We start from the raw sequence: 24,674 nt of genomic DNA, 5'->3' as shown, positions 1-24,674 counted from the left end.
GGTTGCAGTTTGGGTTGCAGTTCCGCGCCGTACCAGCCCGTTCCAGGGCGACCGTCCAGACACATCGGTCCACGTTGAACGCCCTGAAACGACCAAGCCCCTAGCTGCTAATGCGGTTTGGTGGCAACACCATCCGGGGTTCAAATCCCCGATCCTCCGCAGATCAAAGGCCCTCACCCGAAACCGGGATGAGGGCCTTTCTGATTTTCTGCATTGTTGTGGTTGCAGATATGGTTGCAACGACCTGGTCCCACAACGCGGAGGCGAGCCGTTCGCCGGCGTCTCGCATGAGCGGTGTGGACACATGTGTGTATCGCTCGGTCGTGGTGACTCGCGTGTGGCCGAGGACCTCCTGAACCACCCGGATGTTCACACCCTGCTCGATCAGGAGCGTCGCGGGGTATGGCGCGCGTCGTGGACGAGGACGACACGCATGCCCGCCTGTCGCAGGATGGCCTTCCAGCTCTGGGTGCGCTCGATGAGCAGGGCCGTGGAGCACATCGCCGGTTACATCCTGATGTGCGACTGGAGCGCCCGCGACGACCTTCTGCGTAACCTCGGCCTCGGCCTTGGCCATCCGATGCCGGGGTCAACCACGGCCAAGGGTTGCTCCTGCAGAGCGCTTCCCGACCAGGTCAGGCCCCGCGCTCAGCATGATTGTGAGAGTTGCCGGCAGGAAGTCAGACACTCGAACTGCTCGTGCCACCTCCAAGACTCGTGTGGCTGATCATGTTGCGAGCGGTGCCTTACACTCATCGCGCATGCGACTGAAGGCGATCTTCGCGCTGTTCGCTGTCTACGCCATCACGGCAGCGCCCGCGTTCCTGCCTGGCCAGTGGCGAGTGATCGTGCAGCCCGCTACGGAGGACGCGGTCGAGGTCTACTACCAACCCGTGTCCCCTGTGATGCTCAGGTCATACGAGGGCATTCGGCCGTTCCATCGCGCCCTGGAAGCTGCCGAGCGGCGGGCCAAGGCCTACCCGCACGATCTCGCCCCACCGTACATCCTGCATGAGCCGTACCGGCTGGTCGCCCCCTACGTCACCATGCGGGGACGCGAACTGGCCTCACCCCTGATCTCAGGAGTGGACTCGCCGGATGGCGTGAGCACCCCTTATGCGGTCATGCCTCAGGTACGGCCAGCGGAGAACAGCCAGGCCGCGCTGCAAGCGCTGATGGAGATGGAAGGCAGGCCGATCGACGAACCCGAAGTTTTCGGCATGGGGATCAGCCCAGAGCTCAACCGGGTCGTCCTCCAAACGAATACCTTCGACCAAGACCTACGCCGCAGGCTGGCCAGCCGATATGGCAGGCTCGTCGCCATCGAGTGGGATCCTCTTGCCCAACCAGCGCAGCTCGACTGAGCTGGCTCGGAGCGACGGGCGGGCACGCCCGGTACCCCTGACGTCGTTCGTGGCCCCCGAGACGCGAAACCGTCGGGGGCACGAACGCTGCGCCGACCACCGCCTTCGTGGGGAGGGTGGCTACGAGATGTGACGGCAGGGTCTCCGGTGTCGACGGCGGGTTGGTTGGGCGGTGGTCACCACGCGATGGGGCCGAGGCGGTCGATGAAGATGCCGCTCGGCCCGTCGGCGTCGATCGTCGCGAGTCTGACGATCGAGTCGGTGCCCTCGGTGACCGTCAGCTCGCCGGTGTGATGGTTCATGTCGGTGGCGGCGAATTTACGGTTCGCGACCTCTCCGGGAGTGGCGATGTTGAACTTGATCTCCGGGATCGCGTGGGCGTACCGGAGGGTGATCATGTTCAGCGCCGCCTTCGACGAGCTGTAGGCGAGCTCGTGCATCTTCGCGGAGGGTTGCTGCGGATCGGTCACGACCGCGAAGGAACCGACGGCACTGGACACCATCACCACCCGCGGATGCTCCGCCGCCCGCAGCAGGGGCAGGAACGCGTGCGTGACGCGGATCGGCCCGTACACGTTGGTGTCGTAGACGGAATGGATCTCCTCAGCCGTCGCGTCGGCGGGCGCGATGCCCCTTCCTGGCGCGCCGGCGTTGTTGATCAGCACGTCCAGCCGGTCGGTGTGCTCCCGCACGAGCCGTACGGCGTCGGCCACCGACTCGTCCGAGGTCACGTCCAGCGGGACCATGACCACGTTCGCGCCATCGGCGGTCAGCTTGTCGGCAGCCGCCCGCCCTCGGCCTTCGTCACGCGAGCCGAGGAAGATCGTCCAACCCTGTTCCCCGAGCCGCCTGGCCGCCTCGAGGCCGAGTCCCTTGTTGGCTCCTGTGATCAACACCGTGGTCTGTTCCGAGTTTGTCATGCCCTCTGAGACGAGGTGCCCCGCTCGGTTGTGACATGGGGTGAGCGGCCCTGAGGGTGCCCGGGGCTGAAGTCTTCGACCCCTCTCGACGGGTCGCCAACGGGCACGAACATCTTGGCGCTGCTGCCCGGCAGGACGATGGCCGGCAGTCCGGCGACGATCCACAGTGCGCCGTTCATGCGGTTCCTCCTTGTGGCGGGGTCCGCAGGGGGACGAGTGCCGTCGGCGATCTGTGACATGGCCGGCGATGTCCGGGGCTCACCACTCTCCATGGCTGCGATGTCACAGATCGGACGGCTGTCTCGTCCCGTGTACGGGATGCAGGGATCCGGGAGTCAGAAGGGTGACGCGGCGGTGCGGGTGTTCGTGGCCGGTGGGTCCGGAGTCGGCGGGCGGCGGCTGGTGTCGCCGCTCGTGGCACGTGACGGCCAGGTGAAGCCGACAACAAGGAATCCGGGCAAGCCGGGCTCGTCCGAGACCCTGGTCGAGGTGGTGCGCAGCCGGCCGCGCTCGCTCGTCGGCGACGGGCTCGACGACGCGGCGAACGCCATCGTTCAGGGCCGGCTGGGGACGTGCCGGTGGTGAGGGTGACCGTGGACCGCGGCGGGCCGGGCCACCCCTCGTGGCGTCAGGGCTTCGAGGGAGGACGGGGATGACGCGAGAGGACGAATTCGAGGCACTGCGCCCGCTGTTGTTCTCGATCTCCTACCGGATCGTGGGCAGCGTGACCGAGGCCGAGGACGCCGTCCAGGAGACGTGGCTGCGCTACGCGACGACCTCGACGCAACCGCGATCCACCAAGACCTTCCTCTCGGCGACGGTCACCAGGATCTCGATCGACGTGCTGCGCTCCGCCCGGGTTCGCAGGGAGGAGTACGTCGGGCCGTGGTTCCCCGAACCGCTGCTCACCGACCCCTACCAGGACCCGGAGCGCTCCGCGGAGCTGGCCGACTCGGTGTCGATGGCGGCACTGCTGCTGCTGGAGCGACTGAGCCCGCTCGAACGCGCCGTCTTCGTGCTCAGGGAGGTGTTCAGGTTCGGGTTCGCGGAGGTCGCCTCGGCAGTGGGCCGCTCGGAGGCGGCATGCCGCCAGCTCGCATCACGGGCACGTCGCCACATGCAGGAGGGACAGCCCCGGTTCGAGACCGACAGGAGGAAGCGCGAGGAACTCGCCGAGCGGTTCTTTGACGCGCTCAGGGAGGGCGACGTCGACGGGCTGCGCGAACTCCTCGCCGCCGACGCTCAGCTGGTCAGTGACGGCGGCGGCCAGGTCGGGGGCAGGAGCCCCGTCCACGGCGTCGAGAGGGTCGCCAGGGTGCTGGCCGCCGCGGGGCCGCCGTTCCGCCAGATCGGCGCCGTGATGGAGGCACACGAGGTCAACGGCCAGCCTGGCGCGATCCTCCGCGACCGCGACGGCAGGGTCATCAGCATCTGGACGCTCGACATCCTCGACGGACGCGTCCAGACCATCCGCTCGTTGATCAACCCGGAAAAGCTCGGGCACCTGGGCCCCGTCGCGGACGCCCACGCGGTCATCCGCGAGAAGAACCAGGCCCGCCGGCTGCCGACATGAGCCGCGTCAGGGAGAACCGGCCCCGCCGTCAGATGCCCACGGAGTGAGTACCGGGTCCCGCACACCACAGCGACGACCAGACGAGTGTCGGGTCGACCGGAAGGAGACACCATGTCAACAGCCCAGCCAGCCGGCGACCAGGCGGTGTTGAACCGTCTGCACGACGCCACGAACAGCGGCGATGTGGAGCTCATCTGGAAGACGATCGACGAGGTCGTCGATCCGGACGTGCTCTTCCACGCGCCGGTGCCGACTGGTGTGGGGGGAGCCCAGGCCCTCAAGCACATATGGGCGATGCTCCTGCGGGCGTTCCCCGACATTCACGTCACGGTCGAGGACGTCATCGCCGAGGGGGACAAAGTCGTGTGCAGGAACACGGTGACGGGGACCCATCAGGGCGAATACATGGGCCTCCCGCCGACCGGCAAGTCCATCACGTACAGCGAGATCTTCATCGTCCGCTTCGCGGACGGCCGGTTCGCCGAGATCTGGGGGGTGGTCGACGTCGCCTCGCAGATGCGACAGCTCGGCATGCTTCCCGCGTAGCGGAGCAGCCGGGGGCGGCGAACGATCGGCACGGCCGCACGCCGAAGACGCGGTCTCTCAGCGAGCGATCCATGCGATGACGACGGCCGCGGCGACGGCGGTCCACAGCAGCACGGAGGTGGCGGTGGTCGCCCGGCGCAGGCGGGGGCGCGGGCCTCGGGCGACGGGCAGCCCCCGCATGCGGAGAGCGCCGACGGCGACGGCTGCAGCGACAAGAGCCGCGGTGGCCGGCCACAGCGGCGGCCAGAGGATGTGCCAGGCGCCGAAGGACCAGGCGACCGCCAGCAGCACGACAGCGCGCCACGTCATCGAGACGAGCTTCAGCCGGTCCGGTGCGGGGAGAAGGCGGCGCGCCCTCCTGCGGGCGGCCACCTGCAGCGTCCGCGCCGCCGCGACAAGGCACAGGACGGCCAGCGCGAGCACGGGAAGCTCGCCGGTCAGCAGGTCCCGCTCGGTCGGCCCCTCCTTGCCCAGCAGCCGGAGCCCGATGTAGTCGACCGACGCGGAGGTGTTGCCCAGGACGACGACGCCACGGCCGGAGGTCCGGTCGAACGCCACGTAGCTGGAGAAACCTCCGGTGTGGCCGTCGTGCCAGGTCACGCCGTTCGTCGTCCGCCAGCCGTAGCCGATCGTGTCGCCCTCGGCGATGTCCCAGCGAGGCCGGGTCGCCTCCGCGCCCGGTGCGGTGCCGTCGAGCACGGCCGCGACGAAGCGGGCCAGGTCGGCGCTCGTGGTCCAGCCGCCGGCCCCTGTCGGGGTGTACCCGTCGCTGGACCAGGGCGCGGCCTCGTGGCCCGAGGTGAGATAGCCGTGGGCGCGGCCTGACGGCAGGTCGCGCGGGTCGCTGACGAGGGCGGTGTCGCGCAGGTCCAGTGGGTCGAGGATGCGCCGTCTGAGCAGGTCGTCGTAGGTGGTGCCCGCCTTGGCGGCGAGCGCCTGTCCGAGCAGCGCGAACCCGAGGTTGGAATAGGCGATCTCGCCGCGGCCGGTCGCCACTGAACGTGCCGCGTCGTCGACGACGTCCCGTGCGTTTCGTCCCCGGTAGGGGTTGCCGCCGACCAGGCTGCCGAGGACGGTGGTGCTCGAGAAGGAAGCCGGGATGCTGGGTATGCCCGAGCGGTGGCTGGCAAGTTCCTCCAGCGAGGCCGCCGCTATGCCGGGATCGCGGAAGGTCCGGCCGGGGAAGATCTCGCCGACCGTCGTCCGCGGCGCGAGCTCCCCCTTCTTCGCCATGTCGGCGAGGATCATGCCGGTCATGGGCTTGGCGATCGAGCCGAACTCGAACGGTGTGCGATGGTCGACGGGACGGCCGCCCGAGACCTGGGTCGTTCCCAGGCCTGCCGTCCGGACGGTGCCGTGGTCGATGAGGGCGACGGCGAGCGCGTGGTGGCCCGCCGACGGCCAGGCCGCCTGCCGCACGGCTTGGGCCAGCGCGGCGTCGCCTGTGCTCTCGCCGCCGAGTCGCAGACCGTGTGGCGCGGCCAGGCCGGCGAGGGACAGCACCACCGCGACGGCGGCGACGACGATGAGGGCGCGCCGCCTGCCGCGGCTCCTGCCGGTCGTGGTTGTCAAAGAAGTCCACCTCCGGCCGTCGAAGCTAGTCAGGCGGACGTCGGCGTCGAAGGGTGCAGGCCCCCGTCCGTCATGACGGCGGCCAGCCGGACAAAGTGTGCGGTTAACCACAGGAAACCGCAGGGCGGGAGCTGGCATGCTTCGAGGCCGTGGCCGGGCGGTCGACCGGCGGCACGGCTGGATCGGGGGCAGGGATAGCCTGGCCCGCGAGTCGTGTCCACAGGCTGGAGGGGGTGCTGGCAGTCATCGGCAGCGCAGCTGGAAGCGCGCCGTTCGTTCCGCCGGCATCCCGGCGGCGGCGCCGCGCATGAACGGCAAGCGGCTCCTCGCCGGCGTGATCGCCGTGGCCGCCGCCTCGGGCATGACGGCCGGCGCCGTGCTCGAGACCGGCCTTCCTGTTCCTCCGTCCCAGTGGCTGTTCGTGGCGGGCGGGATGCTCCTGCCTGCCCTCGGCTGGCTGATAGCCAGCCGTCGGCCCGCCAATCCGTACGGCTGGCTGGTGCTCGCGACGGCCCTGTGCCTCGGCGTCGGCGGGTTGGGGGTGGGCACGCTCCTGCACCATGCCCGAACCGGTGTGGACGGCCCCGGCCTCGGCGTCGCGGTCGCGGCGGCGGCGCTGTACGGCGTCCACTACGGGCTCGTGTGGATATTCATCCCGTTGCTCTTCCCCGACGGCCGGCTGCCGTCACCGCGGTGGCGCCCGCTCGCCTGGGCGGGCGGGGTGTGCGTCGCCGTCCACACGATCGGTGTCCTGTTCGCCCCGGGCCTCCTGGACGAGGACGTGCCCGTGCCGAACCCGCTCGCGCTGCCCGGAGCCGCGGGCTCCGTGGCCGTGGGAGCGGTCACGGCAGGGACGCTGCTGACGCCCGTCATCGCCGCCGGGGCGATAGGCGCGCTGATCGTGCGGTGGCGCGGGGCGACGCCGGCGGAGCGGCGCCAGCTGCGGTGGATGACGGCCGGAATCCTGCTGAACGGGGCCGGCTTCCTGCTCGTCCTCGGCATCGAACACCGGCTCGTCGCGCCGGACCTGAGCTGGCTCGCCCTCCTGCCCGTGCTCGGCGCGGTGCCCGCGGCCATCGGCGTGGCGATCGTGCGGTACAACCTGCTCGACATCCGCGTGGTGATTCGCAGGTCGCTGGCCTACGGCCTGCTCTGGTCGGCCATCGCGCTGGTGTACGCCGGTGTGGCGACCGCGCTGGGCGTCGTCGCGGGCGAGCGGTTGCCCGTCTCGGTCGCGATCGTCCTGACCGTCCTCGTCACACTCGTCTTCCAGCCCGTGAGGGCGCGGCTGGAGGCGCTCGCCGACCGGCTCGTGTACGGCGTCCGCCCCACGGCGGCGCAGGTGCTGACCCAGATCAGCGCGGCGCTGGACTCCATGACCGAGTCGAGCGGCCAGCTGCGGCATCTCGCGCACGTCGCCCGCTCCGCCCTCGGGACGCAGTGGATCGCCGTCAGGCTCGACGACGGCACGGAGGCGAACGCGGGCGCCGTCACGGGCGAGCCGGAGTGGACCGTCCCGATCAGGAACGAGGGGCGGGTGGTGGGCCGGTTGTCGTGCGGTCCCAAGATCGAAGGGAAGCTGACCGAGCGGGACCACACCCTGCTCACCGCCCTGGCGGCCCAGGCAGGTCTCGCCCTGCGCGGCACACGCCTGGCCGCGCGCCTGGTCCACGCCCAGGAGACCGAGCGCCGCAGGATCGAGCGGAACATCCACGACGGCGTGCAGCAACAGCTCGTGGCGCTCATCGCGGGACTCGAGCTGGCCAGGGCCGCCCCGCGCGCCGAAGCCCTGACGCACCTCCGTGAACAGGCGCGGGCCACGCTCGAGGACCTGAGGGAGCTGGCGGCGGGCATCCACCCGACGGTGCTCACCCAGGGCGGCCCTGGTCGAAGCGGTGGAGGAGCGATGCGACCGGCTGCCCATCGACGTCGAGTTCAGCGTCGACGACGAGCTGCGCGGGCAGCGCTATCCCGACGACATCGAGGGCGCGGCCTACTTCACGATCGGCGAGGCCCTCGCCAACACGCTGAAGCACGCCGCCGCCTCACGGGTCGAGATACGGCTGGCGCGACACGACGACCGTCTGCTGGTCGAGGTGTCAGACGACGGCGCGGGGTTCGACCCCGAGGCTGTGACCCCTCGCGGGCTCGGGCCGCTGGCCGACCGGCTCAGCGCGCTCGGCGGCAACCTCGAGGTGGTCAGCGCTCCAAGGAAGGGGACCAGGGTGAACGCCTGGATACCGGTCGATGGCTGATCCTCTGCGGGCGGTACTCGCCGACGACCACTACCTCGTCAGGGAGGGGCTCCGGCAGCTGCTGGAGACCTCCGGCGAGGTCGGCGTCGTCGCGGCGGTCAGCAACGCCGACGAGCTCCTCGACGCGGTCCGCAGGTTCGAGCCTGACGTGATCGTCACTGACATCCGCATGCCGGGCACCTCCTTCAGGGCCGGCTTCGAGGGCATCGACGCGGCCCACCAGGTCCGGGCCGAGCACCCGGGCACGGGGGTGGTGGTGCTGTCGCAGTACCGGGACGCGCTGTTCGCCTTCGAGCTGTTCAGGCACGGCAGCGAAGGGCTCGCCTACCTTCTCAAGGACAGGATCGGCAACCTCGACGACCTGCTCGGCGCGATCAGCGCGGTCACGTCGGGCGGGTCGGTCATCGAGCCGCAGGTGGTCGACGCGCTGGTGCGGCGCCGTGTCAGGCGCAGCCGTCCGGCCGCAGGCCAGCTGACCGCCAGGGAGCGCGAGGTCCTCGGGGAGATGTCCCTCGGCAGATCGAACGCGGGCATCGCGCAGTCGCTCCACCTGTCGGTGTCGGCCGTCGAGAAGAACGTGAACACGATCTTCCACAAGCTCGGCCTGGAGAGCGCTCCCGACGTGCACCGACGCGTCGCGGCGGTCGTCCGCTACCTCGGCGCGGACCTCTGAGCAACCGGGCCGCGACCCCGCCCGCGTTCGCCGTCGGCTCCCCCGTGTGAGAACGATCACACCGCGACGTGTCATGGATCGGCTGGCTCGCCGGTTCAAGTGGGGACTCGATACGGAGGAAACCATGACAGACCGCATCGTGGTGCTGGGTGCCGGTTACGCGGGGCTGGGTGCCGCCAAGCGTGCCGCCAGGAGGCTGCAGGGCGCCGGCGCCCAGGTGACACTGGTCAACGCGAGCGACCGGTTCGTGGAGCGGGTCAGGCTCCACCAGCTCGCGGCCGGGCAGCCGCTTCCCGATCTGCCGCTTCTCGACCTGCTCGACGGCACCGGCGTGGAGCTGGTGGTGGCCAGGGTGACCGGCCTCGATCTCGACGCGCGGGCCGTACGGCTCGACGCGGCGCCGTACAGCCTGAGTTATGACGTGCTGATCTACGCCCTCGGCAGCGACGCGGACAGGGATGGCGTGCCGGGCATCGGGGAGCACGCGTTCACGCTGGCCTCGGCCGGCGAGGCGGCCAGGCTGCGCTCACGGCTGGCCGAAACCGGCTCGGTCGTCGTGGTGGGCGGCGGGCTGACCGGGATCGAGGCCGCGACCGAGTTCGCGGCGACCCACCCGAGGCTGGGCGTCGAACTGGTCTCAGGGGGGACGATCGGCGGCTGGCTCTCCCCGAGGGCCCGCCGCCACCTCCACAGGGCCTTCGGCCGGTTGGGCGTCGCCGTGCGCGAACGCGCGACGGTCGCCAAGATCGGTCCTGACGGGCTGCTCCTGGACGACGGCCACGAGTTGCCCGCCGAGACGGTGGTGTGGACGGCCGGATTCCGGGTTCCGGGCCTGGCCGCCGCCTCCGGGCTGGCCACTGACGAACACGGCCGCATGCGGGTCGACGGGGCGCTTCGCTCGGTGTCCCATCCAGAGGTGTTCGGCATCGGGGACGCCGCCGCGGCCAGGACCGCCGGCGGGCAGTCACGCATGTCCTGCCAGACCGGCCTGCCCATGGGCCTGCAGGCGGGCGACGCGGTGGCCGACCTCCTGGCGGGGAGGGAGCCGCGAAGGGCCAGGATCCGCTACGTCTGGCAGAACATCAGCCTCGGCCGTCATGACGGCGTCACCCAGTTCACCCGTGCCGACGACAGCCCGCTCGGCGCCGTGCTGACCGGTCGCGCCTCCGCGACGTTCAAGGAGGCCATCACCCGCGGCACCGTCTGGAGAATGCGCCACCCCGGGCCCTACGGCCCCGGCGCCTGACTCGCACGAAGAGTGGGCGGGCAGCGGCCAGCGCGCCGCGCTCGTGAGAATCCGATCGGAACGGCTCGTCCTGTCACACTCATGCGCCGGGCGGGGTCACGTCAGTGAAAGACCCCGAACACCCCCCGATGAGGAGCATCCGAGATGTCCACCACCTACGTCGTCATCACCCTTCTGGCCGCAGCCATGGCGGGCTTCTCGGCCGGCTCCGTCTTCTTCCACGCCCAGTGGGTCGTGCAGCCCCTGGCCGACTACCGCGTTCCGCGTGCGCTGTGGCCCTGGCTCGGCGCGGCCAAGGCCGCCGGTGCCGCAGGGCTGGTGGCGGGTCTGTTCGTCCCGGTCGTCGGCGCCGTCGCCGGGATCGGGCTGGTGTTCTACTTCGCCGGCGCCGTCGTCACCGTAACCAGGGCGCGCTGGTACTCCCACATCCCGTTCCCGATGGTGTACGCGGCGCCGGTGATCGCCTCCCTGGCGCTGGGGTTGACCGCTTGAGCGACCGCCGACGACGGGGGCGCGGCCGCCGGCAGCTTGACGAACCCGTCGGCGACGAACCGCTCAAGCGTCGCCTGGCGCCGGCCCGCCGTACGGCGAGCGCGCGCGGGCAGCTGAGATGGGCTTGAGTCTCCAGTAAGGGGAGACACGAGAGTGGGGGCATGGACGGCGACACGCTGTACTCGATCGGCGATCTGGCCAGGCGGACCGGCCTGACGGTCAAGGCCATTCGGTTCTACGCCGATCGCGGGATCGTGCCGCCCACCGACCGCAGCCCCGCGGGCTACCGTCGCTACGGCATCGACGCCGTCGCACGCCTCGACCTCGTACGCACGCTGCGCGACCTCGGCCTGGACCTTTCCACGATCAGGAAGGTCCTGGACAGGGAGGTCTCGCTGCCCGAGGTCGCCGCGGCGCACGCCGAGGCGCTGGCCGTCCAGATCCGGACGCTGCGCCTGCGGCGAGCGGTGCTGACGGCGGTGGCCAGGCGCGGCTCCACCCCTGAGGAGATGGATCTCATGCACAAGCTCGCCAAGCTTTCCGAGGACGAACGCCGACGGCTGATCGACGACTTCCTCGACACCGCCTTCGGCGGTCTGGACGCCGACGCCGGGTTCGCGGGGATCAGGAGCTCGATGACCCCCGAACTCCCCGACAGTCCCGAGATCGAACAGGTCGAGGCGTGGGTGGAGCTGGCGGAGCTCTCCCAGGACCCGGACTTTCGCGGCAGCGTACGGCGCATGGCCGAGCAATACGCGGCCGAGCGCGCCCATGGCGACGCCACGACGCTGCGCCGCGACTCGGCCGCGATGGTCCGTGACGAGGTAGGCCCGGCCCTGGCGGCAGGCATCGACCCGGCCTCTCCCGAGGCCGACGCGGTGGTCGCGGCGGTCATGGCTCAGTACGCCCAGGTCTTCGACCGCCCCGACGACGCCGAGCTTCGACGCAGGCTGCTGACCCGGCTGGAGTCCGCGAACGACCCGCGCTGGGAGCGGTACCTCCGGCTGCTCGCGGTGATCAACGGCTGGCCGGACCCAGAGAGCCTGGCCCCGGTGTACGCCTGGTTCATCCCTGCCCTACGCGCCCGGATCCCGAGATAGCCGCAAAGCCCCGGAAAGCCGCCTACGTCCCGGTTGCGCGGGGGCGTGGGTCGGTGTCCCAGACCGTCCGGCCCGCGGCCTCGGCGACGGATGGTGGTGGGTCGACCAAGTCGGTCACGCCGGCCGTTCAGCTGAGGGCGGCTCGGTTGCGGAGGGTCATGCCGGTCAGGGGGGACATGCCCAGGCGCGCGTAGTACGGCTGGAGGGGCTCGTCGCACATGAGGTCGACGGAGTAGAACCGTTCGCAGCCCTCCAGGACTCTGCGCATCAGCTCGGATCCGATCCCTCTCGACTGGTAGGCGGGCAGGACTTCAAGCCACGGGACGAAGGCGGTCAGCACGCCGTCGCTGACCATGGTGACGAACCCGACGGCCTGGCCGCTCGACTCGTCCATGGCGACGATCGCTCGGTAGCTTCCTCGAAGGACCGCCAGATGCTGCTCGGGCGAGGGGGCCGCGGGCCAGCCGGCGAAGAATCCGCCCTGAAGGTGCTCCTCGCTGATCGCGCGCATGTCATCGATGTATCTCGTCACTTCCCCATTGTGCGTGTGGGGCTTGACCTGGAGTGCGCTCCACGGCCCAGACTCCCGTGCGGGGCCCTGACAGGACGGGCCGACGGGAGGGAAAGCATGAAGTACCGCACGATCGGCACCGACCCGAAGACCCGCCGCGAGGTGAGTGTGCTCGCCCTCGGCGCGATGCTCTTCGGTTCGGTGACGGACGAGAAGACCTCGTTCGCCATCCTCGACCGCTACGTCGAAGCCGGTGGGACGTTCATCGACACCTCGGACAACTACGCCTTCTGGATCGACGGCAGTCAGGGCGGGCAGAGCGAGAAGCTGCTCGGACGGTGGCGGCGCAGCCGCGGCGTCGGTGACGAGATCGTCATCGCCACCAAGCTCGGCGCGCGTCCGCTCGCACCGGGCACCAGCTACGTCGACAACGCGGAGGGACTGTCGGCGAAGGTGATCAGGGAGTCGGCCGAGCGCAGCAGGGAGCTGCTCGGTGTGGACAGGATCGACCTGCTCTACGCGCACATCGAGGACAGGGCCGTCCCGCTGGGCGAGACCGTGGAGGGCTTCGCCGAGCTGGTGGCGGAGGGGACGGTCGGGCTGCTCGGGGTGAGCAACCACGCGATCTGGCGGGTGGAGCGGGCCCGCGCCCTGGCCGCCGCGGCGGGGCTGCCTGGCTACGAGGTCCTGCAGTACCAGCACAGCCACCTGCGTCCGCGCTTCGACGTTCCCGAGTCGATCTTCGAGGACGGCAGCCTGGGTCACGCGGGCGCCGAGCTGATGACCTATCTGCGGGCCGAGCCGGGGCTGACCCTGGTCGCCTACTCGCCGCTGCTCGGTGGCGCCTACGTCCGCGAGGACAGGCCGCTGCCGCGCGACTACGACCACCCGGGGACGCCCGCCAGGCTGGCGGTGCTGCGCGAGGTCGCCAAGGAGACCGGGGCGAGCGTGAACCAGGTGGTGCTGTCGTGGCAGCTCGGCGGGCGGCTGCCGATCATCCCGCTGGCGGGCGCCTCGTCGGTGGCGCAGCTCGAGGAGAACCTGGCCGCGGTGGATCTGGAGCTGACGCAGGACCAGCGGGCCAGGCTCGACGCCGTCAACTGACCCCTAGGCGCCGCCGAGGAAGCGTGTGCGGGCCTCAGCGTAGCGCTCGCGAAGGCCGGGCGTCGGTTCGGCCTCGTGGATCGAGGGGGAGCCGACCGACCACTCGGGCGGCTCGGCGCCCCCGCTCAGCAGCCAGGCGGCCTGGCGGGCCGCTCCGTCGGCGACGTACTCGCCGGGAGGGGGCACCACGACAGGACGTCCGAAGACGGTGGGGGCGATGCGCCGTACGGCCTCGGATCGGGCGCCGCCGCCGATCAGCAGCACCCGCTCGGGCGACAGTCCGAGCGCGTCGAGAGCGTCGGCGAGACCGCACAGCATGCCCTCGACCGCCGCCCTGGCCAGGTGCGCGGGGGTGGAGGTGGACAGGCGCAGGCCGTGGATCGCGCCCGTGGCATGGGGCAGGTTGGGAGTCCGCTCACCCTCCAGGTACGGCACCAGCGTCAGCCCCTCGGCCCCCGCGGGCGCCGAGAGGGCCAGCTCGCCGAGCCGTTCCAGCCCCACGCCGATCATGGCGGCCGCGGCGTCGAGCACCCTGGCCGCGTTGAGCGTGCAGGCCAGCGGCAGGAAGCGACCCGTGGCGTCGGCGAACCCCGCCACCGCGCCGCTGGCGTCGCGGCTGGGTGTGTCGGCGACGGCGAAGGCCGTACCCGAGGTGCCGATGGAGACCACCACGTCGCCGGGGCGCGCGCCCACGCCGAGCGCGGCGGCCATGTTGTCGCCGGTGCCCGGAGCCAGCAGGACGCCCTCGGGGGTGGCGCCTGCCTCCTCGGTGGGGCCGAGCACCCGCGGGACCGCCGGCACCGCGCCGAAGGCCAGCTTGAGGAGGTCGTCGCGGTAGGCGCCGGTGATCGGCGACCAGTAGCCGGTGCCGGAGGCGTCGCCTCTGTCCGTGGTCAGCTCGTCGAGCCCTCGCGAGCCCTTCAGCCGCCATGTGAGCCAGTCGTGGGGCAGGCAGACCGCGGCGGTGCGGGCGGCGCTGGCGGGCTCGTGCGTGGCCAGCCAGCGCAGCTTGGTGATCGTGAACGAGGCCACGGGGACGCTGCCGACCGCCTCGGCCCACGCCTGCGCGCCCAGCGACGCCACCAGCTCGGTGGCCGACTGGGCGGAGCGGGTGTCGTTCCAGAGCAGCGCGTCGCGCACGACCTGCCCGCCGGCGTCGAGGCAGACCATGCCGTGCTGCTGGCCCGCGACGCTGATGGCCGCCACGTCGTCGAGCCCGCCCGCCGAGGCGATCGCCGACAGCAGCGCCTCCCACCAGTGGGCGGGATCGACCGAGGTGCCGTCGGGGTGGGCGGCACGGCCCTGCCTGACCAGCTCGCCCGTCTCGAGGGACCTGATGACGACCTTGCAGCTCTGGGTGGAGGAGTCGACCCCCGCGACGAGGGTCACCCCCGCACGCCCAGCAGGTGCTCGAGGGCGAGCTGGTTGAGGCGGGTGAAGTGGAAGCCGCGCAGGGCGGCGGCCTCGGGGTCGAAGTCGTCGGCGGCCAGGTCGGCGAGGGTCTCGCCGGGCGCCATGGTGGGCTGGGCCAGCTCGTCCACGCGCGAGGCGGCCAGCGCCTCCTGGACCTCGGGGTCGGCCCTGAAGGCCCGCGCCTTCTCGCGCAGGATCAGGTAGGTGCGCATGTTGGCGGCGGCGGAGTGCCAGACGTCGTCGGCGTCCTCGGTGCGCAGCGGCTTGTAGTCGAAGTGCCTGGGGCCGTCGTAGCCGCCGTGCTCCAGCAGGTCGACCAGGAAGAACGCGCTCTTCACGTCGCCGTGGCCGAAGACGAGGTCCTGGTCGTACTTGGGGCCGTGCTGGCCGTTGAGGTCGATGTGGAAGAGCTTGCCGTGCCACAGCGCCTGGGCGATGCCGTGGACGAAGTTGAGCCCCGCCATCTGCTCGTGCCCCACCTCGGGGTTGAGCCCCACCATCTCGGGGTGCTCGAGGGAGTTGATGAACGCCAGCGCGTGTCCGATGGTCGGCAGCAGGATGTCGCCGCGCGGCTCGTTGGGCTTGGGCTCGATGGCGAACCTGATGTCGTAGCCCTTGTCGAGGACGTAGGAGGCCAGGATGTCCATGGCCTCCTTGTAGCGGGCCAGCGCGGACCTGATGTCCTTGGCCGCGTCGGACTCGGCGCCCTCGCGCCCTCCCCAGCAGACGTAGGTGGTCGCGCCCAGCTCGGCGGCCAGGTCGAGGTTGCGGATGACCTTGCGGATGGCGTGGCGACGCACGTCGCGGTCGTTGCTGGTGAAGGCGCCGTCCTTGAACACCGGGTGGGTGAACAGGTTCGTGGTCGCCATCGGCACCTTCATGCCGGTCTCGCCGAGCGCCTTCTTGAACGCGGCGATCGCGGTGTCCCTGTCGGGCTCGGTGGCCAGCAGGTCGTCGTCGTGGAAGGTGACGCCGTAGGCCCCGAGCTCGGCCAGCCTGTGCACGCTCTCCACCGGGTCGAGCGGCGCCCTGGAGGCGTCGCCGAACGGATCGCGCGCCTGCCATCCGACCGTCCACAGGCCGAAGGTGAAGCGGTCTTCAGGGGTGGGCTCGTACATGGCGTCTCCCAATTAGTTTGGATTACAGCCTAATCCTGTGACGAGACCACCCCGGGGGTCAAGCGTTCACAGCCCTGAGGGGTCGCGGCCGACGCTGATCTCCTCGGCGATCCTGCGGATCTCCGGCGACGAGATGCCGGGAGCCTGGGGGAGATACCTGGTCAGAGCCTCCATCACCACCGGCACCGGCTGCCCCGCGAACCTGCTCGCGATGATGTGGACCGTCCTGAAGAGCTGTGTGTCGTCGTGCATGCCCGTCCCTCGTCTCGATTCCCGGGGGTACGGTACGGCCTGCCGCCGACAGATTCGCGCTACGACTCCAGCGTTTTCCGCACCGCCGCGCAGATCTCGTCGAGCTGGGTCACCTGCTCAGGAGTGAGGGCGTCGAACAGGCTGCGCCGTACCTCCTCGACGTGGCCGGGCGCGGCTGCTGCGAGGGCGGCGAACCCCGCGTCGGTCAGCTCGGCGATGTTGCCGCGCCGGTCGGCCGCGCACGGGTTGCGGCACACCCACCCGCGCTCCTCCAGCCGGGCGATCGCGTGGGAGAGGCGGCTCTGCGAGGACTGGGCCCTGCGCGCCAGCTCGTGCATCCGCATCGAGCGGCCGGGCGCCTCGGAGAGCGCCACGAGGATCATGTAATAGGTGTGCGGCATGCCCGCCTCGCGCTGGAGCTGCCGGTCGAGCGCCTCCTGGACGAGCTGTGTCACCGCTAGGTAGTTGCGCCAGGTGCGCTGCTCGTCGTCGTCCAGCCATCGCGTCATGCTCCGCAGCTTAGTTGAACTCTCATATACATTGGTGGCATGCCAGTGCAACGTCTGAACCATGCCGTTCTCTACGTGCGCGACGTCGAGCGCAGCGTCGCCTTCTATCGCGAGGCCCTCGGCTTCGAGGTGGTCATGAGCATGCCGGGGGCCGCCTTCCTGCAGGCGGGAGGGTCGACCAACGACCACGACCTCGGGCTCTTCCAGATCGGCGAGCAGGCGGGGCCCTCGGCCGCGGGCCGTTCCACGGTGGGCCTGTACCACCTCGCGTGGGAGGTCGACACGCTGGAGGAGCTGCAGCGCATCGCGGCGCGGCTGAGCGGGCTCGGCTCGCTGGCGGGCGCCTCCGACCACTCGACGACCAAGGCCCTGTACGCCAAGGACCCCGACGGGCTGGAGTTCGAGGTCTCGTGGTTGGTGCCGGCCGCGCTGATCACCGAGGACGTGCTCAGGGGACGTGAGTCCATCAGACCGCTGAACCTGGCCGCCGAGATCGAGCGTTATGGCGCCACGACTCGCGGGGGCGTGGGCGTCTCCTTCGCGTAATCTGGTGGTATCCGAACCGCTGCGTTTGGAGCGCGACCATGCGAAGCGACCCTGATCACGTACTCGACGCCATCGACGGCGTGGTGGAGGACTGGGAGACCCTGAGCGCGGACGCCATGCGCTGGGCCCCTCCGGAGGAGAAGCCAGGCACGCCGCCCGACATCCTGCGGGAGGTGTCGGAGACCTTCGGCCCTCTGGCGGCCTCCTTCGTGCAGGCCCTGCGCCCGCTGGGTGAGGCGGTGCTGCGGCCCCTCACCGACTTCCTCGACAACCAGCTGTTCAACGAGCCGCCGTCGGAGGGGCTCTGGGAGGTCGAGGAGGCCACCACCTCCTGTCAGTGCCTGTGCTTCAGGCATCCGGACAGGCCCGACATCTGCACGGGCGCGGCGGAGTCGGGCGCGGTGATGTGCGCCGCCTGCGCGGCCCACTCCGAGTACGGCCGGCCCACCTGAGCCCACCCGGGGTCACCGCTGACCGCCCGTCCTCCACGCTCCTCCGGCACGACTTCGGCCGCCCGCCGTCACGTCGCCCGTGACAGGCCCTCAGGGGGCGATATGCCCTGACTTCTCAGGGGCCGGACTCGGGGACGCCTCAGGGGCGGTGCCGGATGGCGGAGAGGGCGCGGAAGGCCATGCTCGAACCATGGCCCCGCTGAAAAGGTTCTACCCACTCATCTCCTGCTCGTTGATCATGTTCTCGGTCGTCGCCATCGTGGTCGGTCAGTTGGACCCCGACCCCTACCTCGACCCGATGAACGTGACCATCAGCGAGTACGCCGTGGCCGACCGCGGGGGCGTCACGGAGGTGGCGATGGTGGCGATGGGCCCTGGGGTCGTTCGTGTTGCTGGCGGCGCTGCGGGCGGCGGGGGCGCCGATCAGGGGGCTGCCCGAGCGGCTGCTGATGGTGTGGAGCGGGGCGCTGATCGTCGCGGCGATCATCCCCACCACGCCGATCGGCATGGACATGACGCTGACCGCCGAGATCCACAGGTGGGTGTCGGTGGCCGCGTTCGTCAGCCTCCCCGCCGCGGGGGCGCTGCTGGTGCCCAGGCTGGCGGCTGACGAGCGGTGGAAGGCCGTCTCCAGGCCGGTCGAGTGGGTCGCGCTGGCCGGAGGGCTGGGCCTGCTGGCGATCACCTACGTGGCACTGCCGGGGGACAGGGTCATGATCGGGCTGGTCGAACGAGGGCTGCTGGCGGCGGAGGTGGCGCTGCTCGCGGTGCTGGCGGCGCGCCTGGTGCGGCTCCAGTGGGTCAGGGCGACCACCGCCACACTTGCCCCAATTTCATGACATGTCACAAATTTCTCACGAATGAGAGAAGATATCTCCCGACCCCAATGCTATTCTCTCCCGCGATCTCTCAACGGGAGCGGGTGTCATGGCATCGGGCAGATCCATACGATTCAAGATCGCCACTCTGCTCGTCGTCCCCCTGGTGTCGCTGGTGGCGCTATGGGGGTTCGCGGCCAGCACCACCGCCGGTGAGGCCTTCAACCTGTTGAAGGTCGACACCATCTGGACCGGCGTGATCAACGACGCCGACATCCTGGTGTACAACCTTCAGCAGGAACGGCTGGCCTCCGCCGAGCGGATGGCCGGCGGTGCGACGGGGCTCGGCGCCCTGGCCGCGGCGCGGGCGAACACCGACAAGGTCCGCAGGTCCCTCACCCAGAACGCGAACTCGGATGACACCCAGGCGGCGCTCAGCCATGACATGAAGGCGCAGCTCAGAGTCGTCTTCGCGCAGGCCGACCGGCTGGGGGAGATCAGGCGGCTGGTGGACGAGGGCAGGCAGACGCCCTCGCGCCTGGTGGCCGACTACGCGGCGATCTCCGACGCGATCTACCGCCTCTACGGAACCTTCGCCCTCAGCACCGACGTCGTCCTCTACCAGCAGGCCAACGGGCTCATCGCCGCCGATCAGGCCCGCGAACTGCTGCACCGCCAGCACACCCTCGTCATCGCCTCAGACGGCGACCTGGCCCCCGCCGACCGCGAGCTCATGGCCAAGCTGGAGGGCGCTCGCACGCTCCAGTTCGACAGGGCGAGGATCGAGCTCGACGGCGAGCTGCGCAGGCCGTTCGACACGCTGGCGGGCTCGCCCCAGTTCCTCGCCACGCAGGGCGCGATCACCTCTGTCCTCTCCGGTGGCAGCGTCGCCGTGGCGGAGTGGCGCGCCTCCGCCGACCCCGTCCTCAAGGACTACACCAGGGGCACCTGGGACACCGGCGACCTCCTGCTGGCCAGGATGGAGCCCGCGGGCATGGCGATCCTGACGCGCGCGGTCGTGGCGGGCGTGCTCGGGCTCATCGCGGTCGCCTTCTCGATCTTCATCTCCATCAGGGTCGGCAGGGTCGTCACCAGCGAGCTGGGCACGCTGCGCCGTACCGCTCTGGAGCTGGCGGAGATCCGGCTGCCGGGGGTGGTGGCGCGGCTGCGCGCGGGTGAGCGCGTGGACGTGGCGGCGGAGTCGCCGCCGATCGTCGTCGCCCCCGCGGCCACCAGCGAGATCAGGGACCTGGCCACCGCCTTCGACAGCGTGCAGAGCACGGCGGTCGAGGCCGCCGTCGAACAGGCCAGGCTGAGGGAGGGCGTCGCGCTGGCCCTGCGCAACCTGGCCAGGCGCAGCCAGAGTCTGCTCCAGCGCCAGCTCAAGCTCCTGGACGGCATGCAGCGCGAGGCCGAGGACCCCGACGCGCTGGAGAGCCTGTTCAAGCTCGACCACCTCACGACCCGCATGCGCCGCCACGCCGAGGGCCTGGTGCTGCTGTCCGGCGGTACGGCAGGGCGCAAGTGGCGCGGCACCATCCCCGTCGAGGACGTGCTGAACGGCGCCGCCGCCCAGGTCGAGGACTACACCAGGGTCCGCGTCTACCCGATGCCCGAGTGCGGCGTGTCGGGCGCCGCCGTCGCCGACCTGATGCACCTGTTCGCCGAGCTCATCGAGAACGCCGCGCAGTTCTCCTCGCCGGAGAACGAGGTCTCGGTCAGGGGCGAGCTGGTCGGCAGGGGATACGCGGTCGAGATCGAGGACCGGGGGCTCGGCCTGCCCGCGCAGGAGCGGCAGGCCCTCAACGAGCGGCTGTCGGGGCCGCAGGAGTTCGACCCCTCGCAGACCGAGCGGCTCGGCTTCGCGGTGGTCGGCATGCTGGCCGCCAGGCACGGTGTCACGGTGACGCTCAAGCAGTCGCCGTACGGGGGAACGACGGCGATCGTGCTCCTGCCGAACGCGCTCACCGAGTCGCTGGCGGCGATCGGGGGACCGCCCGAGCGGGTGGTCAGCCCGATCAAGAGGGAGGGCGCGGCGGACCTGCCGCGCAGGACACGCACCTCCCGCAGGGTGGACGTCAAGGTCGAGCGCATCGACACGCAGGAACCGGTGGTCGTCAGGGGGCCGTTCGAGGACGCCAAGCCAAGGGGCCCGTTCGAGGCGGTCACGAGCATGCCGCTGAACGCCCCTGTCGTCGAGGAGGCTCCCGCGGTGCTGCCCCGCAGGATCAGGCAGACCAACCTGCCTTCTCGCCTGGCCTCCTCGTCCCCCCGACAGGAGCCCGCTGACCAGCGCTCGGCCGACGAGCGCTCTCCCGAGGAGACCAGGGCGCTGCTGTCGTCCCTGCAGTCGGGCTGGCAGCGCGGGCGTCAGGACAGCGAACAGGATGGGGGAGCATGAGCGACATGGAGTGGGTGGACGAGGAAGCCGGGCCCGTCGTCCGGCCGTACGCGATGACCAGGGGCCGTACCAGACCCTCCTCCACCGCACTCGACCTGCTGGCAGTGATCACCTCGACGGGCGTGCCCGTCCCAGCCCAGGCCGATCTGGGCTCGCAGCACAGGCGGCTGCTCGATCACGTGACGCAGGGCCGTACGGGACCGCTCGTGGAGGTCGCCTCGGAGACCGGGCTGCCGGTCGGCGTGGTGCGGGTGCTGCTGGGCGACCTGCTCGACCACGGGCTGATCCTGGTGCGGCCGCCGGTGACGGCGGCCGCCTCTCCCACGGAGAGCCTGCTGCGCGAGGTGATCAGCGGGCTCCGGGCCCTGTGAGAGTCCTGAGCGAGTGCTCGACCAGCGAGATCATGACCTCCTTCGCGGAGGTCCGCCTGCGCACGTCGCAGAGGAGCACGGGGATGTCGTCGTCCAGGTCGAGCGCGATCCGCACGTCCTCGACGCTGTGGGTGGCCGCGCCGTCGAAGCAGTTGACCGCCACCACGAACGGTGTGCCGCGCTGCTCGAAGTAGTCGATCGAGGGGAAGCAGTCGGTGAGGCGCCTGGTGTCGGCGATCACGACGGCGCCCAGCGCGCCGTAGGACAGCTCGTCCCACATGAACCAGAAGCGTTCCTGCCCGGGAGTGCCGAACAGGTAGACCACCAAGCCCTCGCGGATGGTGATCCTGCCGAAGTCCATCGCCACCGTGGTGGTGGTCTTGCCCTCCACGCCGTCGAGGTCGTCGACGCCGACGCCGACGTCGGACAGCACCTCTTCCGTGCGCAGTGGCTTGATCTCGCTGATCGCGCCGACCAGCGTGGTCTTCCCCACGCCGAAGCCGCCGGCGATGAGGATCTTCAGCGCGACGGGATCCTCAGAGAGCCCGGAGTCCATTGATCACTTCCTTGAGAATGCGCTCGTTCGGGCGCGGCCCTGCTGAGGAGGGGGACGAGACCGAGACGAGGCCGTTGTCACGCAGGTCGCCGAGTAAGACTCTGACGACGCCGACCGGCAGGTCGAGCTCGACGGCCACGTCGGCCACCGAGATGGGGGTGCTGGCCGCGCGCAGGATCGCCTCCTGCTCGGGCCCGAGCCCCGCGACGGGCGGCTCGCCCGTCGCGGTCACCATGGCGATGAGGTCGAGATTCTCCCCCGAGGAGCGGGTCCGCCCGCGGATGAGAGCATACGGGCGGACGAAGGGTCCTGCCTCCTCGTCCATCCACTGGTTCATGACACGCGAGGGTTAGTCGAGATGTGCTGCCCGACCCGCTTGACCAGCATCGCCATCTCGTAGGCGACGTGGCCGACGTCGGCGTCCGAGTTGGCCAGGACGGCCAGGCACGTGCCCTGCCCCGCGGCCGTGACGAACAGGAACGCCGACTCCATCTCCACGATGGTCTGGCGCACGTCACCTCCGCCGAAGTGCCGCCCCGCGCCGCGGGCAAGGCTCTGGAATCCGGCGGCGACCGCCGACAGGTGCTCGGCGTCCTCGCGGCTGAGCCCGCGTGAGTAGCCGACGGCCAGGCCGTCGGTGGACAGGATCACCGCCTGCCTGACGGCGCCCACCCTGGTCGTGAGGTCGTCGAGGAGCCAGCTCAGCTCGCCGCTGTTCGTGGTGGGTGTCGTCATAGGTCCCCCTCCTGGGCTTCTTCTTCTCTGCCGCGCTGCGTGCCCCGCTGGAAGGCGGAGAACAGGTCGCGCACCTCATCGGGCGATCTCTCAGGGCGCGGCTCCTGCTCGGGGGCCTTCAGCTGCGGGGCCAGATTGGCCTGCCGTACCCGTCTTGGCAGGCCCTTGTGGGTCGTGGTCGTGGTCGTGCCGCCGACCAACGCGAGCGGCTTCCTTTCGCGCCTGGGAGCGTCGGCGGGCGGCAGCGCGGGCTGTTCCACCAGCAGTCCACGCGGGATCAGCACGATAGCGGTGGTTCCGCCGAACGGCGAGGCCCTGACGGTCACACTCACGCCGTGCCTGGCCGCGAGCTTGGCCACGACAAACAGTCCGAGCCTGTCGCTGTCGGCGAGATCGAACTCCGGCGGGTCCACGAGCAGCGCGTTGAGCCGGTCGTACTCCTCGGGGGCCAGGCCGAGCCCCCGGTCCTCGATCTCGATGACGTAGCCGTTGCTGACCGCGTCGCCGCGCACCTGGACCGTGGTGTTGGGCGGGGAGTAGATGGTGGCGTTCTCCAGCAGCTCGGCCACCAGGTGGACCAGGTCGGCCGCCGCGGAGCCGTCGACGGCGGCCGTGGGCATCGGCTCGACGCTGATCCTGGTGTAGTCCTCCACCTCGGCGGTCGCGGCCCTGACGACGTCGAGGGCGGGCACCGGCTGCCGCCACACCCGGCCGGGCGCTGAGCCGGACAGGATGATCAGGCCCTCGGCGTGCCGCCGCATGCGGGTGGTCAGGTGGTCGAGGCGGAAGAGGTCGTCAAGGGCGTCGGGCTCGTGGGTGCGGCGCTGCATGCCGTCCAGAAGGGTGAGCTGGCGGTGCAGCAGGCCCTGCTTGCGCCTGGCCAGGTTGAGGAAGACCTGGCTGATGCCGCGCCGCAGGTTCGCCTGCCCGACGGCGGCCTCGATGGCGGTGCGCTGGACCGAGCCGAACGCCTTGGCCACGTCGAGGATCTCCGCCGCGCCGCTGACCTTGAGCGGGGGCGCTTCCTTCCTGACGTTGACCTGCTCGCCGCCGCGCAACCTGGTGACCAGGTGCGGGAGCCGTACCTCCGCCAGGTCGAGGGCGGCCGAGCGCAGCCCGGCCAGCTCCGAGGACAGGCGGCGGCCGAACCTGACGGAGATGACGATCGAGGCGATGACGGCCAGCAGGCCGACCCCGCCCGCCACCGCGATGCGGACCATGACGGTCGTGGACACCGCGTCGGAGCGCTCGGCGAGGATCTTCGCCGAGCTCGCGCCGAGCCTGTCCAGCTGCGCCGTGACGTCGGCCACCGGCTTGGTCCAGTGCTCGGACCTCCGCGGCGGCTCGCCCGTGACGGCGACGCGCGCCTCCGCCAGAGTGAAGGCGGCGAAGGCCGGGCCCGCGAAGAACCTGTCGTAAGGCCCCCGCAGCTCGGCGTCGAGCGTGGACAGCGCGCGGGCGTGCAGGAACTTGCGGGCGGCGACGTACTCGGTGAAGGCCGCGGTCTCGGCCTCGGTCAGCTCGCCCTCGCTGAGCGCGCCGCCGATCAGCGCGCTCTCCCTGGAGATGACCTCGCGGGCGTTGCTCATCGCCTGCATCGCGCTCGCCTGCTGGAAGATCGGCAGGTCGGGTACGGAGGTCAGCTGCTCGTACAGGCGGAACAGGGAGTCCATGAGGCCGTTGTAGGCGTTGAGGTTGGTCAGGCGGGTTTCCAGGCCGGTGTCGACGGAGGCTCGGATGGTGTCGAGCCTGGCGAGCTCCTGCGTGGTGTCGCGCAGGGTCTGGCGCACCTGCGCGTCGTCGGTCTCGGCGGCGGCGGCCGTGAAGGCCCTGAGCGCGGCGTCGGTGCGCTCGCGCTGCGCGCCCAGGCTCCTGGCCCGCTTGGCGGGCGACAGCGCGGAGTCGGCCCGCTCGGCCTGCAACGCGAGCCCGAGGTCGGTGGAGGTGACGCCGAGGGTTTGGTACAGCCTGCCGGCACGGAGCAGGGCCTGGCCGTCGCCCACGGTCAGGTTGAGGACGAAGCCCCAGAGCGCGCTCAGGGACAGGAGCGGCAGGAGCAGCAATAGAAAGATCTTGAACCGAATCGACCGGTTTCTCGAGCGCATGTCCCAACCTCGGAGTACCGAGGCGATTTCCACGCTTTGTGT

At 70.7% G+C, this 24,674-nt stretch carries 28 protein-coding genes and 1 pseudogene; 16 read left to right on the top strand and 13 right to left on the bottom strand.

Translation table 11 applies throughout. The features are described 5' to 3' along the window. Positions 1-163 precede the first annotated feature (163 nt). Complete coding sequence (locus FHR33_RS49220; RefSeq protein ID WP_221241245.1) at positions 164-373, bottom strand: hypothetical protein; 210 nt, start codon at positions 371-373, stop codon at positions 164-166. A 388-nt stretch (positions 374-761) separates the two neighbouring features. Between FHR33_RS49220 and FHR33_RS25815 the strand changes: the two genes are divergently transcribed. Further along, the gene (locus tag FHR33_RS25815) at positions 762-1,364 is read left to right on the top strand and encodes a hypothetical protein (RefSeq protein WP_183652697.1); all 603 of its coding nucleotides are present in this window, start codon (positions 762-764) and stop codon (positions 1,362-1,364) included. A 176-nt stretch (positions 1,365-1,540) separates the two neighbouring features. Here the strand turns inward: FHR33_RS25815 and FHR33_RS25810 are convergent, their stop codons facing one another. Beyond that, positions 1,541-2,284, bottom strand: coding sequence for an SDR family oxidoreductase (locus tag FHR33_RS25810; RefSeq protein WP_183652694.1), 744 nt, complete (start codon positions 2,282-2,284; stop codon positions 1,541-1,543). Beyond that, on the bottom strand, positions 2,281-2,463 hold the full coding sequence (locus FHR33_RS25805) for a hypothetical protein (RefSeq protein ID WP_183652691.1): 183 nt from the start codon (positions 2,461-2,463) through the stop codon (positions 2,281-2,283). Before FHR33_RS25805 ends, FHR33_RS25810 begins: the two co-directional genes overlap by 4 nt. A gap of 175 nt (positions 2,464-2,638) precedes the next feature. Here FHR33_RS25805 and FHR33_RS49215 point away from each other — a divergent pair, with 175 nt between their 5' ends. The 3 genes from FHR33_RS49215 (at position 2,639) to FHR33_RS25790 (ending at position 4,403) form a co-directional block, all read left to right on the top strand. After that, on the top strand, positions 2,639-2,869 hold the full coding sequence (locus tag FHR33_RS49215) for a Rossmann-fold NAD(P)-binding domain-containing protein (protein ID WP_221241244.1): 231 nt from the start codon (positions 2,639-2,641) through the stop codon (positions 2,867-2,869). Between the two features lie 67 nt (positions 2,870-2,936). Then, positions 2,937-3,857 carry an RNA polymerase sigma-70 factor gene (locus FHR33_RS25795; protein WP_183652688.1) on the top strand — a complete coding sequence of 307 codons (921 nt, stop codon included), beginning with the start codon at positions 2,937-2,939 and terminating at the stop codon, positions 3,855-3,857. A 111-nt stretch (positions 3,858-3,968) separates the two neighbouring features. Then, a complete protein-coding gene (locus tag FHR33_RS25790) occupies positions 3,969-4,403 on the top strand; it encodes an ester cyclase (protein ID WP_183652686.1) in 435 nt (144 codons plus the stop codon). Positions 4,404-4,460: 57 nt separating this feature from the next. On the opposite strand, the gene FHR33_RS25785 is transcribed toward FHR33_RS25790, so the two are convergent. Next, positions 4,461-5,975: a serine hydrolase domain-containing protein gene (locus FHR33_RS25785; RefSeq protein ID WP_183652683.1), complete on the bottom strand. Its 1,515-nt coding sequence runs from the start codon at positions 5,973-5,975 to the stop codon at positions 4,461-4,463. Positions 5,976-6,111: 136 nt separating this feature from the next. Between FHR33_RS25785 and FHR33_RS50570 the strand changes: the two are divergent. The 6 genes and pseudogenes from FHR33_RS50570 to FHR33_RS25760 form a co-directional block, all read left to right on the top strand. After that, positions 6,112-7,833: pseudogene (locus tag FHR33_RS50570) on the top strand (histidine kinase); the annotation flags it as partial. A gap of 37 nt (positions 7,834-7,870) precedes the next feature. Further along, positions 7,871-8,230, top strand: coding sequence for a sensor histidine kinase (locus FHR33_RS53375; RefSeq protein WP_376773295.1), 360 nt, complete (start codon positions 7,871-7,873; stop codon positions 8,228-8,230). Then, complete coding sequence (locus tag FHR33_RS25775; protein ID WP_183652680.1) at positions 8,223-8,903, top strand: response regulator; 681 nt, start codon at positions 8,223-8,225, stop codon at positions 8,901-8,903. The genes FHR33_RS53375 and FHR33_RS25775 overlap by 8 nt, the downstream gene beginning before the upstream one ends. A gap of 124 nt (positions 8,904-9,027) precedes the next feature. Beyond that, positions 9,028-10,149, top strand: coding sequence for an NAD(P)/FAD-dependent oxidoreductase (locus FHR33_RS25770; RefSeq protein WP_183652677.1), 1,122 nt, complete (start codon positions 9,028-9,030; stop codon positions 10,147-10,149). A 144-nt stretch (positions 10,150-10,293) separates the two neighbouring features. After that, on the top strand, positions 10,294-10,641 hold the full coding sequence (locus FHR33_RS25765) for a DoxX family protein (protein ID WP_183652674.1): 348 nt from the start codon (positions 10,294-10,296) through the stop codon (positions 10,639-10,641). 161 nt (positions 10,642-10,802) lie between these two features. Next, positions 10,803-11,741, top strand: a complete 939-nt coding sequence (locus tag FHR33_RS25760) for a MerR family transcriptional regulator (RefSeq protein ID WP_183652671.1) — start codon at positions 10,803-10,805, stop codon at positions 11,739-11,741. A gap of 127 nt (positions 11,742-11,868) precedes the next feature. Here the strand turns inward: FHR33_RS25760 and FHR33_RS25755 are convergent, their stop codons facing one another. Next, the gene (locus tag FHR33_RS25755; RefSeq protein ID WP_312895722.1) at positions 11,869-12,273 is read right to left on the bottom strand and encodes a GNAT family N-acetyltransferase; all 405 of its coding nucleotides are present in this window, start codon (positions 12,271-12,273) and stop codon (positions 11,869-11,871) included. 96 nt (positions 12,274-12,369) lie between these two features. Between FHR33_RS25755 and FHR33_RS25750 the strand changes: the two genes are divergently transcribed. Continuing rightward, on the top strand, positions 12,370-13,356 hold the full coding sequence (locus tag FHR33_RS25750) for an aldo/keto reductase (protein WP_183652669.1): 987 nt from the start codon (positions 12,370-12,372) through the stop codon (positions 13,354-13,356). A 3-nt stretch (positions 13,357-13,359) separates the two neighbouring features. On the opposite strand, the gene xylB is transcribed toward FHR33_RS25750, so the two are convergent. The 4 genes from xylB to FHR33_RS25730 form a co-directional block, all read right to left on the bottom strand. Beyond that, a complete protein-coding gene (gene xylB / locus FHR33_RS25745; protein ID WP_183652666.1) occupies positions 13,360-14,745 on the bottom strand; it encodes a xylulokinase in 1,386 nt (461 codons plus the stop codon). Further along, positions 14,742-15,887 carry a xylose isomerase gene (gene xylA, locus FHR33_RS25740; protein WP_183652663.1) on the bottom strand — a complete coding sequence of 382 codons (1,146 nt, stop codon included), beginning with the start codon at positions 15,885-15,887 and terminating at the stop codon, positions 14,742-14,744. The genes xylB and xylA overlap by 4 nt, the downstream gene beginning before the upstream one ends. Before the next feature lie 66 nt (positions 15,888-15,953). Beyond that, entirely contained in the window at positions 15,954-16,139 is a 186-nt protein-coding gene (locus FHR33_RS25735; RefSeq protein ID WP_183652661.1) for a hypothetical protein, read from the bottom strand. Positions 16,140-16,198: 59 nt separating this feature from the next. Next, positions 16,199-16,648 (bottom strand): MarR family winged helix-turn-helix transcriptional regulator, encoded by a 450-nt coding sequence (locus tag FHR33_RS25730; protein ID WP_183652658.1) that lies wholly within the window; start codon positions 16,646-16,648, stop codon positions 16,199-16,201. A 39-nt stretch (positions 16,649-16,687) separates the two neighbouring features. Between FHR33_RS25730 and FHR33_RS25725 the strand changes: the two genes are divergently transcribed. The 5 genes from FHR33_RS25725 (at position 16,688) to FHR33_RS25705 (ending at position 21,236) form a co-directional block, all read left to right on the top strand. Further along, on the top strand, positions 16,688-17,194 hold the full coding sequence (locus tag FHR33_RS25725) for a VOC family protein (RefSeq protein WP_183652655.1): 507 nt from the start codon (positions 16,688-16,690) through the stop codon (positions 17,192-17,194). A gap of 38 nt (positions 17,195-17,232) precedes the next feature. After that, positions 17,233-17,646 carry a hypothetical protein gene (locus FHR33_RS25720; protein ID WP_183652652.1) on the top strand — a complete coding sequence of 138 codons (414 nt, stop codon included), beginning with the start codon at positions 17,233-17,235 and terminating at the stop codon, positions 17,644-17,646. Positions 17,647-18,032: 386 nt separating this feature from the next. Continuing rightward, complete coding sequence (locus tag FHR33_RS25715; RefSeq protein ID WP_312895721.1) at positions 18,033-18,485, top strand: DUF998 domain-containing protein; 453 nt, start codon at positions 18,033-18,035, stop codon at positions 18,483-18,485. Between the two features lie 88 nt (positions 18,486-18,573). After that, positions 18,574-20,865: a sensor histidine kinase gene (locus tag FHR33_RS25710; RefSeq protein ID WP_183652649.1), complete on the top strand. Its 2,292-nt coding sequence runs from the start codon at positions 18,574-18,576 to the stop codon at positions 20,863-20,865. Further along, positions 20,862-21,236 carry a DUF742 domain-containing protein gene (locus FHR33_RS25705; RefSeq protein WP_183652646.1) on the top strand — a complete coding sequence of 125 codons (375 nt, stop codon included), beginning with the start codon at positions 20,862-20,864 and terminating at the stop codon, positions 21,234-21,236. The genes FHR33_RS25710 and FHR33_RS25705 overlap by 4 nt, the downstream gene beginning before the upstream one ends. On the opposite strand, the gene FHR33_RS25700 is transcribed toward FHR33_RS25705, so the two are convergent. Genes FHR33_RS25700 through FHR33_RS25685 form a run of 4 tightly spaced genes read right to left on the bottom strand, consistent with a single transcriptional unit; the run spans position 21,214 to position 24,590 of the window. Further along, positions 21,214-21,792, bottom strand: a complete 579-nt coding sequence (locus FHR33_RS25700) for a GTP-binding protein (protein WP_183652644.1) — start codon at positions 21,790-21,792, stop codon at positions 21,214-21,216. The two genes, FHR33_RS25705 and FHR33_RS25700, sit on opposite strands and share 23 nt — an antisense overlap. Continuing rightward, positions 21,773-22,129, bottom strand: coding sequence for a DUF742 domain-containing protein (locus FHR33_RS25695; RefSeq protein ID WP_183652641.1), 357 nt, complete (start codon positions 22,127-22,129; stop codon positions 21,773-21,775). Before FHR33_RS25695 ends, FHR33_RS25700 begins: the two co-directional genes overlap by 20 nt. Continuing rightward, positions 22,126-22,527 (bottom strand): roadblock/LC7 domain-containing protein, encoded by a 402-nt coding sequence (locus FHR33_RS25690; RefSeq protein ID WP_183652638.1) that lies wholly within the window; start codon positions 22,525-22,527, stop codon positions 22,126-22,128. The genes FHR33_RS25695 and FHR33_RS25690 overlap by 4 nt, the downstream gene beginning before the upstream one ends. Beyond that, positions 22,524-24,590 (bottom strand): sensor histidine kinase, encoded by a 2,067-nt coding sequence (locus FHR33_RS25685; protein WP_183652635.1) that lies wholly within the window; start codon positions 24,588-24,590, stop codon positions 22,524-22,526. The genes FHR33_RS25690 and FHR33_RS25685 overlap by 4 nt, the downstream gene beginning before the upstream one ends. Between the last annotated feature and the right edge of the window lie 84 nt (positions 24,591-24,674).

The sequence above is a fragment of the Nonomuraea dietziae genome (assembly GCF_014195505.1).
GTDB classification, from domain to species: Bacteria; Actinomycetota; Actinomycetes; order Streptosporangiales; family Streptosporangiaceae; genus Nonomuraea; species Nonomuraea roseola.
Note: the sequence above shows the minus strand (reverse complement) of the source record. Positions and strands in the feature narration are given on the sequence as shown.

Excerpts from the sequence above, each read along its gene's own strand:
- FHR33_RS25815 (WP_183652697.1), top strand. The coding sequence starts at position 762 with ATGCGACTGAAGGCGATCTTCGCGCTGTTCGCTGTCTACGCCATCACG.
- FHR33_RS25810 (WP_183652694.1), bottom strand. The coding sequence starts at position 2,284 with ATGACAAACTCGGAACAGACCACGGTGTTGATCACAGGAGCCAACAAG.
- FHR33_RS25805 (WP_183652691.1), bottom strand. The coding sequence starts at position 2,463 with ATGAACGGCGCACTGTGGATCGTCGCCGGACTGCCGGCCATCGTCCTG.
- FHR33_RS25795 (WP_183652688.1), top strand. The coding sequence starts at position 2,937 with ATGACGCGAGAGGACGAATTCGAGGCACTGCGCCCGCTGTTGTTCTCG.
- FHR33_RS25790 (WP_183652686.1), top strand. The coding sequence starts at position 3,969 with ATGTCAACAGCCCAGCCAGCCGGCGACCAGGCGGTGTTGAACCGTCTG.
- FHR33_RS25775 (WP_183652680.1), top strand. The coding sequence starts at position 8,223 with ATGGCTGATCCTCTGCGGGCGGTACTCGCCGACGACCACTACCTCGTC.
- FHR33_RS25770 (WP_183652677.1), top strand. The coding sequence starts at position 9,028 with ATGACAGACCGCATCGTGGTGCTGGGTGCCGGTTACGCGGGGCTGGGT.
- FHR33_RS25765 (WP_183652674.1), top strand. The coding sequence starts at position 10,294 with ATGTCCACCACCTACGTCGTCATCACCCTTCTGGCCGCAGCCATGGCG.
- FHR33_RS25760 (WP_183652671.1), top strand. The coding sequence starts at position 10,803 with ATGGACGGCGACACGCTGTACTCGATCGGCGATCTGGCCAGGCGGACC.
- FHR33_RS25750 (WP_183652669.1), top strand. The coding sequence starts at position 12,370 with ATGAAGTACCGCACGATCGGCACCGACCCGAAGACCCGCCGCGAGGTG.
- xylA (WP_183652663.1), bottom strand. The coding sequence starts at position 15,887 with ATGTACGAGCCCACCCCTGAAGACCGCTTCACCTTCGGCCTGTGGACG.
- FHR33_RS25735 (WP_183652661.1), bottom strand. The coding sequence starts at position 16,139 with ATGCACGACGACACACAGCTCTTCAGGACGGTCCACATCATCGCGAGC.
- FHR33_RS25730 (WP_183652658.1), bottom strand. The coding sequence starts at position 16,648 with ATGACGCGATGGCTGGACGACGACGAGCAGCGCACCTGGCGCAACTAC.
- FHR33_RS25725 (WP_183652655.1), top strand. The coding sequence starts at position 16,688 with ATGCCAGTGCAACGTCTGAACCATGCCGTTCTCTACGTGCGCGACGTC.
- FHR33_RS25720 (WP_183652652.1), top strand. The coding sequence starts at position 17,233 with ATGCGAAGCGACCCTGATCACGTACTCGACGCCATCGACGGCGTGGTG.
- FHR33_RS25710 (WP_183652649.1), top strand. The coding sequence starts at position 18,574 with ATGGCATCGGGCAGATCCATACGATTCAAGATCGCCACTCTGCTCGTC.
- FHR33_RS25705 (WP_183652646.1), top strand. The coding sequence starts at position 20,862 with ATGAGCGACATGGAGTGGGTGGACGAGGAAGCCGGGCCCGTCGTCCGG.
- FHR33_RS25700 (WP_183652644.1), bottom strand. The coding sequence starts at position 21,792 with ATGGACTCCGGGCTCTCTGAGGATCCCGTCGCGCTGAAGATCCTCATC.
- FHR33_RS25695 (WP_183652641.1), bottom strand. The coding sequence starts at position 22,129 with ATGAACCAGTGGATGGACGAGGAGGCAGGACCCTTCGTCCGCCCGTAT.
- FHR33_RS25690 (WP_183652638.1), bottom strand. The coding sequence starts at position 22,527 with ATGACGACACCCACCACGAACAGCGGCGAGCTGAGCTGGCTCCTCGAC.